The organism is Variovorax sp. AB1(2024), from assembly GCF_037482385.2.
Taxonomy (GTDB): Bacteria; Pseudomonadota; Gammaproteobacteria; order Burkholderiales; family Burkholderiaceae_C; genus Variovorax.
This window is the reverse complement of sequence record NZ_JBBHKP020000001.1, coordinates 1883369-1898630: the sequence shown is the minus strand read 5'-3', so window position 1 is coordinate 1898630 and position 15262 is coordinate 1883369. Positions and strand designations below refer to the sequence as shown.

Here is a 15262-nt window from a genome sequence, read left to right as displayed (position 1 = left end):
CGCTGTGTGCTTATAGAATCCGCGCCTTCCTTCAACCTCAGCCTTCACTGGAGCGCCAAGTGCCCCGATTCGCCGTCATCACCCTCTGACGCCGACAACACCACTTCATTGCTGGTCATGTCGGGCGCCAAGCTGCGTACCCGCTGACCAGACACGGCATCTTCACCGCCGTGGAAGTCGCTCCCGATCCCCCGGTCTCTTCCAGCTTCGCTCCCGCACGTTGTCGGTCCTTCCTGATTCGCATCCGGAGAACCAACGTGTTTACTCTCTCTTCCCTTTCATCGATCCCACTGCTCAAGTACCCGCGTACTGCGCACCTGGAAGGCTCCCGCCTGCAGGCGGGCGACACCGACGACGGCCAGACGCCGCTGTCCGGACTGCACGGCATGCACGTCGTCATCGAGGAAAAACTCGATGGCGCCAATGCCGCCGTGTCGTTCACCCCGGCGGGCGAACTGCTGCTGCAGTCGCGCGGCCACTACCTCGCGGGCGGCGCCGGCGAGCGCCAGTTCAACCTGTTCAAGCACTGGGCCGCGGCGCATGAAGCCGCATTGCTCGAGCGGCTCGAAGACCGCTACGTGATGTACGGCGAATGGTGCTTTGCCAAGCACAGCTGCTAGTACGACCGGCTGCCGGCGTTCTTCCTGGAGTTCGACCTCTACGACCGGCAGGCGCAGTGCTTTCTGTCGACGCCGGCACGGCATGCGCTGCTCGATGGCAGTCCGGTACTGCCGGTTCCTGTGCTCTACGAAGGCGAGATGCCGCGCCATGCAAAGGCACTGCAAGCGCTCGTGCGGCCTTCGCTGGCGCGCAGCGCACACTGGAAGACGGCATTCGAACAGGCAGTGGCGCATGAAGGCCAGCCGCTCGATCTCGTGCGCCAGCAGACCGACCTGTCCGAGCTCGCAGAGGGCCTGTATCTCAAGACGGAATCGGACGGCCGGGTGACGGGCCGCTACAAGTGGGTCCGCCCGGACTTCGTGCAGACCATCCTGGACTCGGGCTCGCACCACAGCCGCAGGCCGGTGCTGCCGAACAAACTGGCGCCGGGCGCCGACCTCTACGCGCCGACGCCGCAAATGACGTGGCAAGACCTGGGCCTGCGCACCTTGCGCGACCCCGCCGAACTCGCAACCGCAAGGAGGACGCGATGACTCACGACGACCTGCGCGCCCTGGTGCCCGCGCCCGGCAACGGCGCCGACTGGGCGCAATGCTGCGAACTGCTGCCGGCCTTGCTGCGCCTCGAAGAGACGCCGCAAGACCCGTACTACCACGCCGAAGGCAACGTCGGCATCCACACGCGCATGGTGCTCGACGCCCTGATGCAGGACGCGCACTACCGGCGCGCCGATGCCGACGGCCGCTTCGTGCTGTTCATGGCCTGCCTGCTGCACGACATTGCCAAGCCCGACACCACGGTGATCGACGAAGCCAGCGGCCGCATCGGCCAGCCGGGCCATTCGCGGCGCGGCTCGGTCGATGTGCGCGTGCTGATGTGGAAGGCCCGCGTGCCGTTCGCGTTGCGCGAAGCCGTCTGCCGGATCATCGCCGTGCACCAGCTGCCGTTCCATGCCTTCGCCTCGCGCAAGGGCGTGCGGCCTGAATGGCTGGTCCACAAGCTTTCGTGGGAGCTGAGCCTGCCCGACCTGTGCTGCGTGGCGCGCTGCGACATGCTGGGGCGCCACTATGAAAAGCGTGCCGACAGCATGGCCGACATCGCGCTGTTCGAAGAACTCGCGCAGGAAGAAGGCTGCTGGAAAGGCCCGCGCCAGATGGCCGACGCCCACACGCGCCTGGCCTACTTCCGCGGCGCCGACACCAGCCCCGACTACCCGCTGTTCCAGAACCCGGGCTCCCGGGTGACGGTGATGTGCGGCCTGCCGGCCAGCGGCAAGAACCACTGGGTGGCGCAGCACCGCAAGGGATGGCCGGTGGTTTCCTTCGACGATGCGCGGACCGAACTGGGCCTCAGGCACGGCGAGAACGACGGCATGGCGGCGCACCATGCGGTCGACCAGGCCAAGGCGCTGCTGCGCAGGCACGAGCGCTTCGTCTGGAACGCCACGCACCTGAGCCAGCAGATGCGCACCAAGACGCTCGATCTGCTGTGGGCCTACCACGCGCAGATCGAGCTGGTGTACCTGGAGGTGCCGCACGCCGAGCTGATGCGCCGCAACCGAGAGCGCGACACGACGCTGTCGAACGCGGGCATCGAGCGCATGCTGCACCGCTGGGAGCTGCCGGCCCCGGTGGAAACGCACGAGACGGTCTACGAGGTACAGACCTGAAATGCAGACCTGAAAGACAGAGGGCCCGCCGGTGCGAACCGGCGGGCCCTCTTATATATATGTGCGTGCGTGGAGTGCGCCGCTCAGAACGGCAGCTTCGGCCCGCCGGGACCACCCATCCCGCCCATGCCCTTCATGCCGCCCATGCGCTTCATCATCTTCATGAGGCCGCCGCCCTTCATCTTCTTCATCATTCCCTGCATCTGCTCGAACTCGTTGAGCAGGCGGTTCACTTCCTGGACCTGCACGCCGGCACCGGCGGCGATGCGGCGCTTGCGTGTGGCCTTCAGCAGCTCGGGCTTGCGGCGCTCCAGCGGCGTCATGCTGTTGATGATGCCTTCCTTGCGGCGGATGTCGCGCTCGGCGCGGGTCATGTCGGCTTCGGTGGCCTTGGCGGCCATCTGCGCGGGCAGCTTGTCCATCAGGCTGGAGAGGCCGCCCATCTGCTTCATCTGCTGCAGCTGGCCGAGGAAGTCGTTCAGGTCGAAGCCCGCGCCGCTCTTGACCTTGGCCGCGAGCTTCTGCGCCGCCGCCACGTCCACGCCGGCCGTGACCTGCTCGACCAGCGCGACGATGTCGCCCATGCCCAGGATGCGGCCCGCGTGGCGCTCGGCGTCGAACACTTCCAGGCCGTCGATCTTCTCGCTCACGCCGGCGAACTTGATCGGCACGCCCGTGACCTGGCGCACCGACAGCGCCGCACCGCCGCGCGAATCGCCGTCGGTCTTGGTCAGGATGATGCCGGTGAGCGGCAGCGCCTCCTTGAAGGCCTTGGCGGTGTTGATCGCGTCCTGGCCCTGCATGGCGTCGACCACGAACAGGGTTTCGACCGGGTCGAGCGCCGCGTGCAGCTGCTTGATTTCGGCCATCAGCACTTCGTCGATGGCCAGGCGGCCGGCCGTGTCGACCAGCAGCACGTCGAAATAGTGGCGCTTGGCGTGGTCGAGCGCGGCGCGCGCGATGTCCAGCGGCTTCTGGTCGGGCGTGCTCGGGAACCACTCGGCGCCGGCCTGCTTGGTCACGGTCTTGAGCTGCTCGATGGCGGCGGGGCGATACACGTCGCCCGACACGGTGAGCACCTTCTTCTTGCGCTTCTCGATCAGGTGCTTGGCCAGCTTGGCGGTGGTGGTCGTCTTGCCGGCGCCCTGCAGGCCGGCCATGAGGATCACCGCCGGCGGCTGGGCCGCGAGGTTGATGTCGGACACGCCCTCGCCCATGGTGGCGGCAAGCTCGCGGTTGACGATGCCGACCAGCGCCTGGCCCGGCTTGAGCGAACCCAGCACTTCCTGGCCGAGCGCCTTTTCCTTCACGCGGGCGACGAAGTCGCGCACCACGGGCAGCGCCACGTCGGCTTCCAGCAGCGCCATGCGCACTTCGCGCAGCATGTCCTGCACGTTGCTTTCGGTGATGCGCGCCTGGCCGCTCATCGTCTTGACGAGGCGGGAGAACTTTTCTGTGAGGGCGGTGGCCATGAAAGAAATACCTTGTTGTCCGCTAGCGCGAACCGATGAAAAGTCGGGGAATCTGAAGCCGGTCGCGGGCGCTGCCCATTCGCGAAACACCGCAGAACCGGCTTCGCCGGGCCGCTGGTGTTGCCCCCGGTAGGGGGAGGCGCAGCAACGCGAAGCCTGGGGGCGAGCCATTACACTTCACCGATGATTTTAGCGATCCCCTCTCCACTCGGCGTGGCGCTGGGCATCGCCACCGCCGTGGCCTACGGATTTGTCGCCGCCGCCGGGGCCCGGATGAGCCGCCAGGCGACCCAATGGGCCCTCGGCATTGCGTGGCTTTTACACGCCCTGGCACTGGCTCACGGCCTCATGGGCAGCGAGCCGCGCTTCGGTTTCGCGCCCGCGCTGTCGGTCACGGCGTGGCTGGTGCTCACCGTCTATGCGATCGAAAGCCGCATGTATCCCCAGCTCAAGGTGCGGCGCGCGCTTGCCTGGCTGGGCGCGGCCGCGGTGCTGCTGGCCATACTGTTCGCGGGCACGCCGCTGCACGTCTCGGCCTCGCCATGGCTGCCGCTGCACCTGGCGCTGGGCATCGCCTCGTACGGCCTGTTCGGCGCCGCGGTCGTGCATGCCTGGCTGATCACCCGCGCCGAAAAGCAGATCCGCCTGGCCACCGCCGAACCCCATCAGGGTGGCGTGCCGCTGCTCACGCTCGAACGCCTCACCTTCCGTTTCGTCACCGCCGGCTTCGTGCTGCTCTCGGCCACGCTGCTGGCCGGCCTGCTGTTCAGCGAGCAGCTCTACGGCACCGCCGGCCGCTTCTGGAAGTGGGACCACAAGACCACCTTCTCGGTGCTCGCCTGGCTCACCTTCGCCGTCCTGCTGATCGGCCGGGTCCGCTTCGGCTGGCGCGGCCGCACCGCGCGCCGCGTGCTGTATGCCGGCTCCGCCCTGCTGCTGCTGGCCTACGTGGGCTCGCGCTTCGTGCTCGAAGTGGTGCTCGCTCGTCCTCCTGTATGAAATACCTCCTCGTCCTCGCGGTGCTCTGGGTCGCGATCTGGCTTTGGCGCAAGAACCGGCGCGAAGAAATGCGCGACGCGATGCGCGAGCGCGCGGCCAAGGCGCAGCAGCGCCCGCCCACCCCGGTCGGACCGCCCCAGGCCATGGTGCGCTGCGCCCATTGCGGACTGCACCTGCCCGCGACCGACGCCATCGCCGGGCCGGGCGGCGCTGTCTACTGCAGCACCGCGCACCGCGACGCCGCCACCGTGAGCCGCTGACCACGCGGCGCCTTCGCCAATGAGTTCTCCCCTCTGGTCGCGCGGCGAGCCTGTCACCGACTGGGACGTGCTCGAGCTCGGCGGCAGCGAAAGCACCGCCCTCATCCGGCTGTGGCGCGGCTTCATGGCCGCGCGTTGCTTCGTCGCGCTGGTGCTGGTGCTGCTTCAGGGCGTGGCCTTTGCGCTCGGGCAGACGATGCAGCCGCTGGCCATCGGGATTTCCGCCGTCTACCTGGTCACTGCCTGGCTGACCATGCGCTACACGCGCCTGCAGCCGCCGATCCGGGGCTTCACCGCGCCGTGGCTGCTCACCGTCGGCGTCGACCTGGCCGCCTTCACCACGCTGCAGGTGATGCAGGGCGGCAACGTCAACTACACGCCGCTGTTCGCGCTGCCGGTGCTCATGAGCGCGGTGCTCGGCACGGTGGTGGTGGGCCTGGGCACCACGTCCACCGTCACGCTGCTGCTGCTGGCCGACGCGGGCTGGCACTGGCTGCAGCAGCCCGTCGACTCGTCGGGCCGCTTCGTGCAGGCGGCGCTCACCGGCACCGGGCTTTTCGTGGTGGCCCTGCTGGCGCACGAACTGGCACGCCGGCTCGCGCGCGAAGAGGCGGTGGCGCAGCGCAACCGCAGCAGCGCGCAGATGCAGGCGCAGGTCAACGACCTGGTGATCGAGACGCTGAGCGAAGGCGTGCTGGTGATCGACGCCGAAGGGCTGGTGCACGCGGCCAACCCGGCGGCCGACGCGATCCTCGGGCAGGGGCTGGCGAAGCTGACGCTGCCTTTCCCCCTGCACGCACAGCCCGCCTGGCATGCGCTGGCCGCGCTGGCGCGCCAGACCTTCGCGCGCCGGGCGCCCCAGTCGGAAGAAATTCCGGTGGCGCAGGCGCGCGGCGCGGCCCGCGAGGTGCGCGTGCGCACCCGGCTCACACCCGCCGACGACAAGCGGCTCGACAGCCTGTGCGTGATGTTCCTGCAGGACTTACGTGAACTCGAGGCCCGCATCCGCACCGAGAAGCTGGCGGCGATGGGCCGCATGTCCGCCGCGGTCGCCCATGAAATCCGCAATCCGCTGGCCGCCATCACGCAGGCCAGCGCGCTGCTCAACGAAGACCTGACCGACCCCGCGCACCGCAAGCTCACGAGCATGGTGCAGCACAACGCGCAGCGGCTCGCGCGCATCGTGGACGACGTGCTCGACGTTTCCCGGGCGCGCCAGCAGCGCGTGCTGTCGCTGGGCGAGCAGGTCGTGCTCGACCCCGCGGTGCAGGTGCTGGCCGAGGAATGGATCCGCCAGACGCAGCGCAAGGGCGTGCAGGTGTCGCTCGATGCGGCTGGCAGCGACGTGCGTTTCGACGCCGAGCACCTGCGCCGGCTGCTGGTGAACCTGCTCGACAACGCATCGCGCTACGCCGGCAAGCGCGAAGGCTCGATCCAGGTGCTGACCAGCCTTCAGCGCGGCACCTCGGGCCGCCCCGCCCTGATGGTGTGGAGCGACGGCGCGCCGCTGGAGCCCGCGGTGCAGCGGCACCTGTTCGAGCCGTTTTTCTCGTCGGAAAGCCGCTCCAGCGGACTCGGCCTGTTCCTGTGCCGCGAGCTGTGCCGGCGCCACGGCGCCACCATCGGCTACGAGCGGCGCGCGATGGTCCAGGGCGGCCCGGAGGGCAACGAATTCTTCGTGAGCTTCGCCGCCAGCGAAAACCGGCTGACACAATAGCGCCGTGAGCATTCCCACCCCTTCCACTCAGCGGCCGGCGCAGATCCTGGTCATCGACGACGAACCCGACCTGCGCACGCTTTACGAGCTGACGCTGCTGCGCGAGGGCTATCGCGTCGAGGCCGCGGGCAGCGTGTCCGAGGCATGGCAGCACCTGGAGGCGGGCCGCTTCGACGCGGTCATCACCGACATGCGGCTGCCCGACGGACAGGGCATGGAAATCATCCACCGCATACAGAAGGAGCAGCGCAGCGAGCGCTGCGTGGTGATGACGGCCTACGGCTCGGCCGAGAATGCGGTCGAGGCGCTGAAGGCAGGCGCCTTCGACTACCTCACGAAGCCCGTCGATCTCAAGCAGTTCCGCGCCGTGGTCGCTTCCGCCGTGCAGGCGCGCAATGCCGCGCAGCAGCCGGCCAGGTCGGCGCCTGCCGCGGCGGCGGGCAACAACAACGATGCGCCGGTGGCCATGTCGGACAGCGGCGCCGCCGCGCTCGAGCGCCTCGTCGGCGATTCGGAGCCCATGCGCCTCGTCAAGTCGCGCATCGCAAAGGTGGCGCGCGGCATGGCGCCGGTGCTGGTGCGCGGCGAGTCCGGCACCGGCAAGGAACTGGTGGCGCGCGCGGTGCACGCCTGCAGCCAGCGCAGCGACGGCCCGTTCGTGGCCGTCAACTGCGGCGCGATTCCCGAGAACCTGCTCGAGGCCGAATTCTTCGGCGCCCGCAAGGGCTCCTACACCGGCTCGGCGCAAGACCGCGACGGCTACTTCCAGGCAGCGCGAGGCGGCACGCTGTTCCTCGACGAAATCGGCGACCTGCCGCTGGCCATGCAGTCGAAGCTGCTGCGCGCGATCCAGGAGCGCAGCGTGCGTTCGATCGGCTCCACGCAGGAAGACGCGGTCGACGTGCGCATCGTCAGCGCCACCCACAAGGACCTTCATTCAGAGGTGCAGGCCGGCCGCTTCCGGCAAGACCTGTTCTACCGGCTCAACGTGATCGAGATCGCGGTGCCCGCGCTGCGTGACCGCCGCGAAGACCTGCCCGCGCTGTGCGCCGCACTGCTGTCGCGCATTGCGCACGAGGCCGGAATGCCGGTGCCGCACCTGTCGGACGACCTGCTGCGCCGGCTCGGCATGCACCCGCTCGACGGCAACGTGCGCGAACTCGAGAACCTGCTGCACCGCGCGGTCGCGCTGAACGACGGCGACGAGCTGCACCTCGACCTGATGGGCGGCTTCACCGCCTCCGCCGAAGCCGCCGCGTCCGCGCCGGCGCCGCTGATGCCGGAGATCACGACGCCCGCCATGCTCATGCCGGCTCCCGCGCCGGTTGCGCCGCCCAAGCCCGCGCCGCCGCCGCTGCCGTCCGACCTGCAGGCCTACCTCGACCAGCAGGAGCGCGAGATTCTCGTGCGCGCGCTGCACGACAGCGGCTTCAACCGCACCGCCGCCGCCGCGCGGCTCGGCATGAGCCTGCGCCAGATCCGCTACCGCATCGCGCGCCTGGGCATCACCACGCCCAACGGCGACGATGGCGCGAGCAGCCATGCCGACGACTGAAGGCACCGCAGGCGGCAACGACGACGGTGCGCTCTGGCAGGCCGGCTGGTACCGCTTCGCGAAGGCGCTGCCCTCTCCGAACTTCGGCCCCCGCCCCGCGGGCGCGAATACCGACCTCGTCGTGATCCATTCGATCAGCCTGCCGCCCGGCGAGTACGGCGGCGACGCTGTGCAGCGGCTCTTCACCAACCGGCTCGACTGGGACGCGCACCCCTACTTCCAGTCGATCCGCGGGCTCGAGGTGTCCTCGCATTTCTACGTGCGCCGCAACGGCGAGCTCTGGCAGTTCGTGAGCTGCGACGACCGCGCCTGGCATGCCGGCGTGTCGTCGTGGCGCGGCCGCGGCAACTGCAACGACGACTCGGTCGGCATCGAGCTCGAAGGCCTCGAGGGCCAGTTGTTCGACGCGCCGCAATACGAGACGCTCGCGAGCCTGTGCGCCGCGATCGCGCAGCACTATCCCATCGCCCACATCGCCGGCCACGAGCACATCGCGCCGGGCCGCAAGCAAGACCCCGGCGCCGGTTTCGACTGGCGCCTGCTGCGCGAGCAATTGGGCTGGAGTCCACAAATGTTTCCTGCACAGGTGGTGCAGCGCTAATTTTTTCAATCGCGCGGCGGCTCGCGATGCGCGGATCGTGCGTCGCGGCAATGCGAAAATGTCTGTCGCTCGATCAAGCAACCATGCGCCTTGCAGGCCCAAATCGGCTCGCAAGCCAAGCCCCATGCGGCTTGCGCGACCATAGCCCAGTATTCACGCGGCATCTCTGCTGTTGTCCTACGCCGAAAGAGATGCCGGCAAGGCTTGTATCGAGACGAAAACGCTACATCTAGTGGGTTGTACACCCCTCGCACCCTAGATATAGTGTCCAACGTCCGGTCATCAACACCGGCGCGACGCCCGGCCCAGGCGTCGCCATCCAACAAGAATTGCCAACCGAGAGGAAGCGAATGCAAACTGCCCTGACCCCCCAATCGACCCCGCGTGCCGTTCCCTCGACGCCACCGCAGCAGCAGCGAGACACTGCCGGCTCCCCCAACGTCCAGAACCTGGCCCACTACCAGATCATCCGCCGCAACGGCGCCGTGGTGCCCTTCGAGCCGAACAAGATCGCCATCGCGATGATGAAGGCCTTCCTCGCCGTGCACGGCACGCAGGGCGCGGCTTCGGCCAGCGTTCGCGAGACGGTCGACGTGCTCACGCAAGGCGTGATCCGCGCGCTGGTGCGCTCGCGTCCGGGCGGCGGCACCTTCCACATCGAAGACGTGCAGGACCAGGTCGAACTCGGCCTGATGCGCGGCGGCCATCATGAAATCGCGCGCGCCTACGTGCTGTACCGCGAGCGCCGCACGCAGGAGCGTTCGAAGCAGGGCGAACAACAAGCGCCGGCCACGCCCGCGCTGCACGTGCTGGACAACGGCGAGCTGGTCGCGCTCGACATCAACGAGCTCAAGGGCCTGATCGAATCCGCCTGCGAGAACCTGGGCGAGAGCATCACCGCCGCGCCAATCGTCGCCGAGACGATGCGCAACCTGTACGACGGCGTGCCGCTCGACGAGGTCTACAAGGCCTCGATCCTGGCCGCCCGCACGCTGATCGAGAAGGACCCCGACTACACCTTCGCCACCGCGCGCCTGCTGCTGCACACGATCTTCAAGGAAATCATCGGCCGCGAAGTGATGCCCGCCGAGCGCGCCACCGCCTATGCCGACTACTTCCCGCAGTTCATCAAGAAGGGCGTGGACAACGACCTGCTCGACGAAAAGCTGCTGCAGTACGACCTGCCCCGCCTGGGCGCCGCCCTGAAGGCCGAACGCGACAACCAGTTCGACTACCTCGGCCTGCAGACCCTGTACGACCGCTACTTCCTGCACGTGCGCAAGACCCGCATCGAGCTGCCGCAGGCCTTCTTCATGCGCGTGGCCATGGGCCTGTCGCTGAACGAAATCGACCGCGAAGCCCGCGCCATCGAGTTCTATGAAGTGCTGTCGTCGTTCGACTTCATGTCGAGCACGCCCACGCTGTTCAACGCCGGCACGCTGCGCTCGCAGCTGTCGAGCTGCTACCTGACCACCGTGCCCGACGACCTGGACGGCATCTACGAGTCGATCAAGGAAAACGCGCTGCTGTCGAAGTTCGCCGGCGGCCTGGGCAACGACTGGACCCGCGTTCGCGCACTCGGCAGTCACATCAAGGGCACCAACGGCGAATCGCAGGGCGTGGTGCCGTTCCTGAAGGTGGTGAACGACACGGCCGTGGCCGTGAACCAGGGCGGCAAGCGCAAGGGCGCCGTCTGCACCTACCTGGAAACCTGGCACCTCGACATCGAGGAGTTCCTGGAGCTGCGCAAGAACACCGGCGACGACCGCCGCCGCACGCACGACATGAACACCGCCAACTGGATCCCCGACCTGTTCATGCGCCGCGTGATGGAAAAGGGCACCTGGACGCTGTTCTCGCCCTCCAACGTGCCCGACCTGCACGACCTGTTCGGCGCCGAATTCGAGAAGGCCTACGTCGCCTACGAAGAGAAGGCTGCCCGCGGCGACATCAAGCCCGCGCGCACCATCCAGGCGACCGACCTGTGGCGCAAGATGCTCACGATGCTGTTCGAGACCGGCCACCCCTGGATCACGTTCAAGGACGCCTGCAACGTGCGCTCGCCGCAGCAGCACGCCGGCGTGGTTCACTCGTCGAACCTGTGCACCGAGATCACGCTGAACACCAGCGACACCGAAACCGCCGTGTGCAACCTCGGCTCGGTGAACCTGCTGCAGCATCTGAAGGACGGCAAGGTCGACCAGGAAAAGCTCAAGAAGACGATCTCCACGGCGATGCGCATGCTCGACAACGTGATCGACATCAACTACTACGCCGTGAAGAAGGCGCGCGACTCGAACCTGCGCCACCGTCCGGTCGGCCTGGGCCTGATGGGCTTCCAGGACGCGCTGTACGAACTGCGCATTCCCTACGCCTCGCAAGAAGCCGTGCAGTTCGCCGACGAGTCGATGGAAGCCATCTGCTACCACGCCTACTGGGCATCGACCGAGTTGGCCCGCGAACGCGGCAAGTACTCGAGCTACAAGGGCTCGCTGTGGGACAAGGGCATCCTGCCGATCGACTCGCTCGACCTGCTGGAAAAGGCACGCGGCGGCTACGTCGAGGTCGACCGCTCGGCCACCCTCGACTGGGACGCGCTGCGCCAGAAGATCAAGGCCGACGGCATGCGCAATTCGAACTGCGTGGCCATCGCTCCGACCGCGACCATCTCGAACATCATCGGCGTGGACGCATCGATCGAACCCTGCTTCGGCAACCTGTCGGTCAAGTCGAACCTCTCGGGTGAATTCACCGTGATCAACCACTACCTGGTGCGCGACCTGAAGCGCCTGGGCCTGTGGGACGACGTGATGGTCATGGACCTGAAGCACTTCGACGGCTCGCTGCGTCCGATCGACCGCGTGCCGCAGGACGTGAAGGCGCTCTACGCCACCGCGTTCGAAGTGGAAACCACGTGGCTGGTGGAAGCCGCCGCGCGTCGCCAGAAGTGGATCGACCAGGCGCAGTCGCTGAACATCTACATGGCCGGCGCATCGGGCAAGAAGCTCGACGACACGTACAAGCTCGCATGGCTGCGCGGCCTGAAGACAACCTACTACCTGCGCACGCAGAGCGCGACGCACGCCGAAAAGTCGACGGTGCAGTCGGGCCGGCTCAACGCGGTGTCGTCGGGCAGCGATGCACCTTCGGGCATGAGCGCGCTCGAAGCCGCTGCAGCAGCGGCGAAGGCGCAGATGAACGCGATTCCCGCCACCGACATCGCGTTCTGCGGCGTGGACGATCCGACCTGCGAAGCCTGCCAGTGATGAGTGAATCGAAGCGCCGATCGGCGCTTCGTTGAATCAGCGAGGCGCATGCGAAAGTCGTGCGACGGTCACTCGATGAAGCCATTGACTGACATCGCACGATGCATGCGAGCAACATAACAACCACATAAATGGCGTGCGATGTGAACGAGCACTTTGCAACTCACATCGTTACTCCGATAATTTGAGCATTGGATTTTTCTATGTTGACCTGGGACGAAGAAGTCAAGCCCTCCTTACCAAAGGATATGCAACAAGGATTGCAGCAGCACCACGCATCGACCGGCGGTTTTTCCGCGGGCCGTTCGGTGGATGCTCCGACTTCGTCGATTGCACAGCCCGCAGCAGCAACGCCCGCGGCCACCCAGCGCGTCAAGGCCTCCGACAAGCGCATCATCAACGGTCAGACCGACGTCAACCAGCTTGTGCCCTTCAAGTACAAGTGGGCGTGGGAAAAGTACCTCGCCACCTGCGCCAACCACTGGATGCCGCAGGAAGTGAACATGACGCGCGACATCGCGCTCTGGAAAGACCCGAACGGCCTGACCGAAGACGAGCGCCGCATCGTCAAGCGCAACCTCGGCTTCTTCGTGACCGCCGACTCGCTGGCCGCCAACAACATCGTGCTGGGCACCTATCGCCACATCACGGCCCCCGAATGCCGCCAGTTCCTGCTGCGCCAGGCCTTCGAGGAAGCGATCCACACGCACGCGTACCAGTACATCGTCGAGTCGCTCGGCCTGGACGAGAGCGAGATCTTCAACGCCTACAACGAAGTGCCGTCGATCCGTGAGAAGGACCAGTTCCTGATCCCGTTCATCGACGCCATCAGCGACCCCAACTTCAAGACCGGCACCCACGAGACCGACCAGACGCTGCTCAAGTCGCTCATCGTGTTCGCCTGCCTCATGGAAGGGCTGTTCTTCTACGTCGGCTTCACGCAGATCCTCGCGCTGGGCCGCCAGAACAAGATGACCGGCGCCGCCGAGCAGTACCAGTACATCCTGCGCGACGAGTCGATGCACTGCAACTTCGGCATCGACCTGATCAACCAGCTCAAGCTCGAGAACCCCGGCCTCTGGACCCCCGAGTTCAAGGCGGAGATCAAGGCCCTCTTCATGAAGGCCGTCGAGCTCGAATACAAATACGCCGAAGACACCATGCCTCGCGGCGTGCTCGGCATGAATGCCTCCATGTTCAAGGGCTACCTGCGCTACATCGCCAATCGGCGTGCACAGCAGATCGGCCTCGAAACGCTCTTCCCGAACGAGGAAAACCCGTTCCCCTGGATGAGCGAAATGATTGACCTGAAGAAAGAGCGCAACTTTTTCGAAACCCGCGTGATCGAGTACCAGTCGGGTGGTGCGCTCTCCTGGGATTGAATCTTTCGACAAGAATTAATGAATTCAAGAATTGCCCTTGCCACCGATCGCGCCATAGAGCGCGGCATGGACGAGGGCTCAGGTGTTCATGGTGCTGGGGCTCAGATTCCAACGCCATGAATCGCTTCACGCTACCCAACGTGCGTGGAGTGCTTCAATAGGTTGATTTTTTCAACTTGATCAAGGAGAAATAGAAATGGCAACTGCAAAGAAAGCGCCGGCTAAGAAAGCCGCTGCAAAGAAGGCTCCGGCAAAGAAGGTCGTGGCTGCAAAGAAGGCTCCGGCAAAGAAGGTAGCCGCCAAGAAGGCACCGGCCAAGAAGGTCGCTGCCAAGAAGGTAGCCGCCAAGAAGGCGCCGGCGAAGAAGGTAGCGGCCAAGAAGGCAGCACCTGCCAAGAAGGCCGCCGCCAAGAAGGCGCCTGCCAAGAAGGCCGTAGCGAAGAAGGCCCCGGCCAAGAAGGCTGCTGCGAAGAAGGCGCCTGCCAAGAAGGCCGCCGCCAAGAAGGCGCCTGCGAAGAAGGCTGCTGCCAAGAAGGCGCCTGCGAAAAAGGCCGCGGCCAAGAAAGCCGCGAAAAAGCCCGCTGCCAAGCCTGCCGCTGCTGCCAAGAAGCCTGCTGCGAAGAAGGCTGCCAAGGCAGCAGCGCCCGCCAAGGCTGCCGTAGCACCCGCTGCTGCTCCTGCTGCACAGACGACGCTGAATCCTCAAGCTGCATGGCCGTTTCCCACGGCCAGCAAGCCCTGAGTCTTTTCAGCGGCCCTGAAGGCGCAAAAGCCCGACACCTCACGGTGTCGGGCTTTTTTATTGGGCGAATCAGAGGCCCAGGGCCTTGCGATCGACCTGGTAGTTCTGCGGGCCGCGCTGCGCGATCTTGAGCGCGCCGATGCGATTGCCAAGGGCCGCGCACTGCGCCAGCGGCCATTCCTTTTCCAGGCCGAACAGCAGCGCACCGCGCCATGCATCGCCGCAGCCGGTGGGCTCGACCACCTCCGTCGGCACCACGCCGGGCACGTGTTCGCGCACACCGTCGGTCCACACTTCGCAGCCGTCGGCCGCCAGCGTGACCACGAGGCCGCGCACGCGCTGCGAGATCTCGGCCAGGCTCCAGCCGGTGCGTTGCGACAGCATCTTGCCTTCGTAGTCGTTCACCACCACCCAGCTCGCAAGCTCGACGAAGTGGCGCAGCGCCTCGCCGTCGAACATCGGCAGGCCCTGGCCCGGATCGAAGACGAACGGAATGCCGGCGGCGGCAAACTGCTCCGCGTGCTGCAGCATGGCGTCACGGCCGTCCGGCGCGATGATGCCGAGCTTGATGTCCTCGCGCGCCGCCACCTTGGTGACATGCGCCTGCTGCATCGCGCCGGGGTGGAAAGCGGTGATCTGGTTGTTGTCGATGTCGCTCATGATCATCGCCTGAGCGGTGAAGGTGTCGTCGAGCTGGCGCACGAACTCCGTGCTGATGCCCAGCGAGCGCATGCGCTCGAGGTACGTAGCACCGTCGCTGCCCAACGTGGCCATCGGCAGGGCCGTGCCGCCGAGCGCATTGAGGCTGTAGGCGATGTTGCCGGCGCAGCCGCCGAAGTCGCGCCGCAGGGTCGGCACCAGGAACGACACATTCAGGATGTGCAACTGGTCGGGAAGAATCTGGTCGGCGAACCGCCCCTCGAAAGTCATGATCGTGTCGAACGCGAGGGAACCGCAAATTACTGCTGCCATGGGTGA

11 protein-coding genes and 1 pseudogene are annotated in these 15262 nt (G+C 66.5%); 10 read left to right on the top strand and 2 right to left on the bottom strand.

Annotation, left to right across the window (positions count from 1 at the left end; translation table 11 throughout):
• The first annotated feature begins 257 nt into the window (after window positions 1-257).
• Together WIX39_RS08895 and WIX39_RS08890 are read left to right on the top strand one after the other, a co-directional pair.
• Window positions 258-1154: pseudogene (locus WIX39_RS08895) on the top strand (RNA ligase family protein).
• Window positions 1151-2290 carry an AAA family ATPase gene (locus tag WIX39_RS08890; RefSeq protein ID WP_106935678.1) on the top strand — a complete coding sequence of 380 codons (1140 nt, stop codon included), beginning with the start codon at window positions 1151-1153 and terminating at the stop codon, window positions 2288-2290. Before WIX39_RS08895 ends, WIX39_RS08890 begins: the two are co-directional and overlap by 4 nt.
• Window positions 2291-2373: 83 nt before the next feature.
• Here the strand turns inward: WIX39_RS08890 and ffh are convergent, their stop codons facing one another.
• The gene (gene ffh / locus WIX39_RS08885) at window positions 2374-3762 is read right to left on the bottom strand and encodes a signal recognition particle protein (protein WP_081270256.1); all 1389 of its coding nucleotides are present in this window, start codon (window positions 3760-3762) and stop codon (window positions 2374-2376) included.
• A 183-nt stretch (window positions 3763-3945) separates the two neighbouring features.
• Here ffh and WIX39_RS08880 point away from each other — a divergent pair, with 183 nt between their 5' ends.
• The 8 genes from WIX39_RS08880 (at window position 3946) to WIX39_RS08845 (ending at window position 14284) form a co-directional block, all read left to right on the top strand.
• Window positions 3946-4761, top strand: a complete 816-nt coding sequence (locus WIX39_RS08880; protein ID WP_081270255.1) for a cytochrome C assembly family protein — start codon at window positions 3946-3948, stop codon at window positions 4759-4761.
• On the top strand, window positions 4758-5021 hold the full coding sequence (locus WIX39_RS08875; RefSeq protein WP_081270254.1) for a PP0621 family protein: 264 nt from the start codon (window positions 4758-4760) through the stop codon (window positions 5019-5021). Before WIX39_RS08880 ends, WIX39_RS08875 begins: the two co-directional genes overlap by 4 nt.
• Window positions 5022-5040: 19 nt before the next feature.
• Window positions 5041-6738, top strand: a complete 1698-nt coding sequence (locus WIX39_RS08870) for a two-component system sensor histidine kinase NtrB (protein ID WP_106935679.1) — start codon at window positions 5041-5043, stop codon at window positions 6736-6738.
• Between the two features lie 4 nt (window positions 6739-6742).
• On the top strand, window positions 6743-8293 hold the full coding sequence (locus WIX39_RS08865) for a sigma-54-dependent transcriptional regulator (protein WP_106935680.1): 1551 nt from the start codon (window positions 6743-6745) through the stop codon (window positions 8291-8293).
• Window positions 8280-8894 carry a 1,6-anhydro-N-acetylmuramyl-L-alanine amidase AmpD gene (gene ampD, locus WIX39_RS08860; protein WP_106935681.1) on the top strand — a complete coding sequence of 205 codons (615 nt, stop codon included), beginning with the start codon at window positions 8280-8282 and terminating at the stop codon, window positions 8892-8894. The genes WIX39_RS08865 and ampD overlap by 14 nt, the downstream gene beginning before the upstream one ends.
• Window positions 8895-9244: 350 nt before the next feature.
• The gene (locus WIX39_RS08855) at window positions 9245-12160 is read left to right on the top strand and encodes a ribonucleoside-diphosphate reductase subunit alpha (protein WP_081270251.1); all 2916 of its coding nucleotides are present in this window, start codon (window positions 9245-9247) and stop codon (window positions 12158-12160) included.
• A 203-nt stretch (window positions 12161-12363) separates the two neighbouring features.
• Window positions 12364-13542, top strand: coding sequence for a ribonucleotide-diphosphate reductase subunit beta (locus WIX39_RS08850; RefSeq protein ID WP_081270250.1), 1179 nt, complete (start codon window positions 12364-12366; stop codon window positions 13540-13542).
• Window positions 13543-13738: 196 nt separating this feature from the next.
• Entirely contained in the window at window positions 13739-14284 is a 546-nt protein-coding gene (locus WIX39_RS08845; RefSeq protein WP_081270249.1) for a histone H1-like DNA-binding protein, read from the top strand.
• A gap of 69 nt (window positions 14285-14353) precedes the next feature.
• On the opposite strand, the gene WIX39_RS08840 is transcribed toward WIX39_RS08845, so the two are convergent.
• A complete protein-coding gene (locus tag WIX39_RS08840) occupies window positions 14354-15256 on the bottom strand; it encodes a carbohydrate kinase family protein (RefSeq protein WP_106935682.1) in 903 nt (300 codons plus the stop codon).
• Window positions 15257-15262 lie beyond the last annotated feature (6 nt).

Bases quoted from the DNA above. Each gene is read 5' to 3' on its own strand.
- WIX39_RS08890 (WP_106935678.1), top strand. From the start codon at position 1,151: ATGACTCACGACGACCTGCGCGCCCTGGTGCCCGCGCCCGGCAACGGC.
- ffh (WP_081270256.1), bottom strand. From the start codon at position 3,762: ATGGCCACCGCCCTCACAGAAAAGTTCTCCCGCCTCGTCAAGACGATG.
- WIX39_RS08880 (WP_081270255.1), top strand. From the start codon at position 3,946: ATGATTTTAGCGATCCCCTCTCCACTCGGCGTGGCGCTGGGCATCGCC.
- WIX39_RS08875 (WP_081270254.1), top strand. From the start codon at position 4,758: ATGAAATACCTCCTCGTCCTCGCGGTGCTCTGGGTCGCGATCTGGCTT.
- WIX39_RS08870 (WP_106935679.1), top strand. From the start codon at position 5,041: ATGAGTTCTCCCCTCTGGTCGCGCGGCGAGCCTGTCACCGACTGGGAC.
- ampD (WP_106935681.1), top strand. From the start codon at position 8,280: ATGCCGACGACTGAAGGCACCGCAGGCGGCAACGACGACGGTGCGCTC.
- WIX39_RS08855 (WP_081270251.1), top strand. From the start codon at position 9,245: ATGCAAACTGCCCTGACCCCCCAATCGACCCCGCGTGCCGTTCCCTCG.
- WIX39_RS08850 (WP_081270250.1), top strand. From the start codon at position 12,364: ATGTTGACCTGGGACGAAGAAGTCAAGCCCTCCTTACCAAAGGATATG.
- WIX39_RS08845 (WP_081270249.1), top strand. From the start codon at position 13,739: ATGGCAACTGCAAAGAAAGCGCCGGCTAAGAAAGCCGCTGCAAAGAAG.
- WIX39_RS08840 (WP_106935682.1), bottom strand. From the start codon at position 15,256: ATGGCAGCAGTAATTTGCGGTTCCCTCGCGTTCGACACGATCATGACT.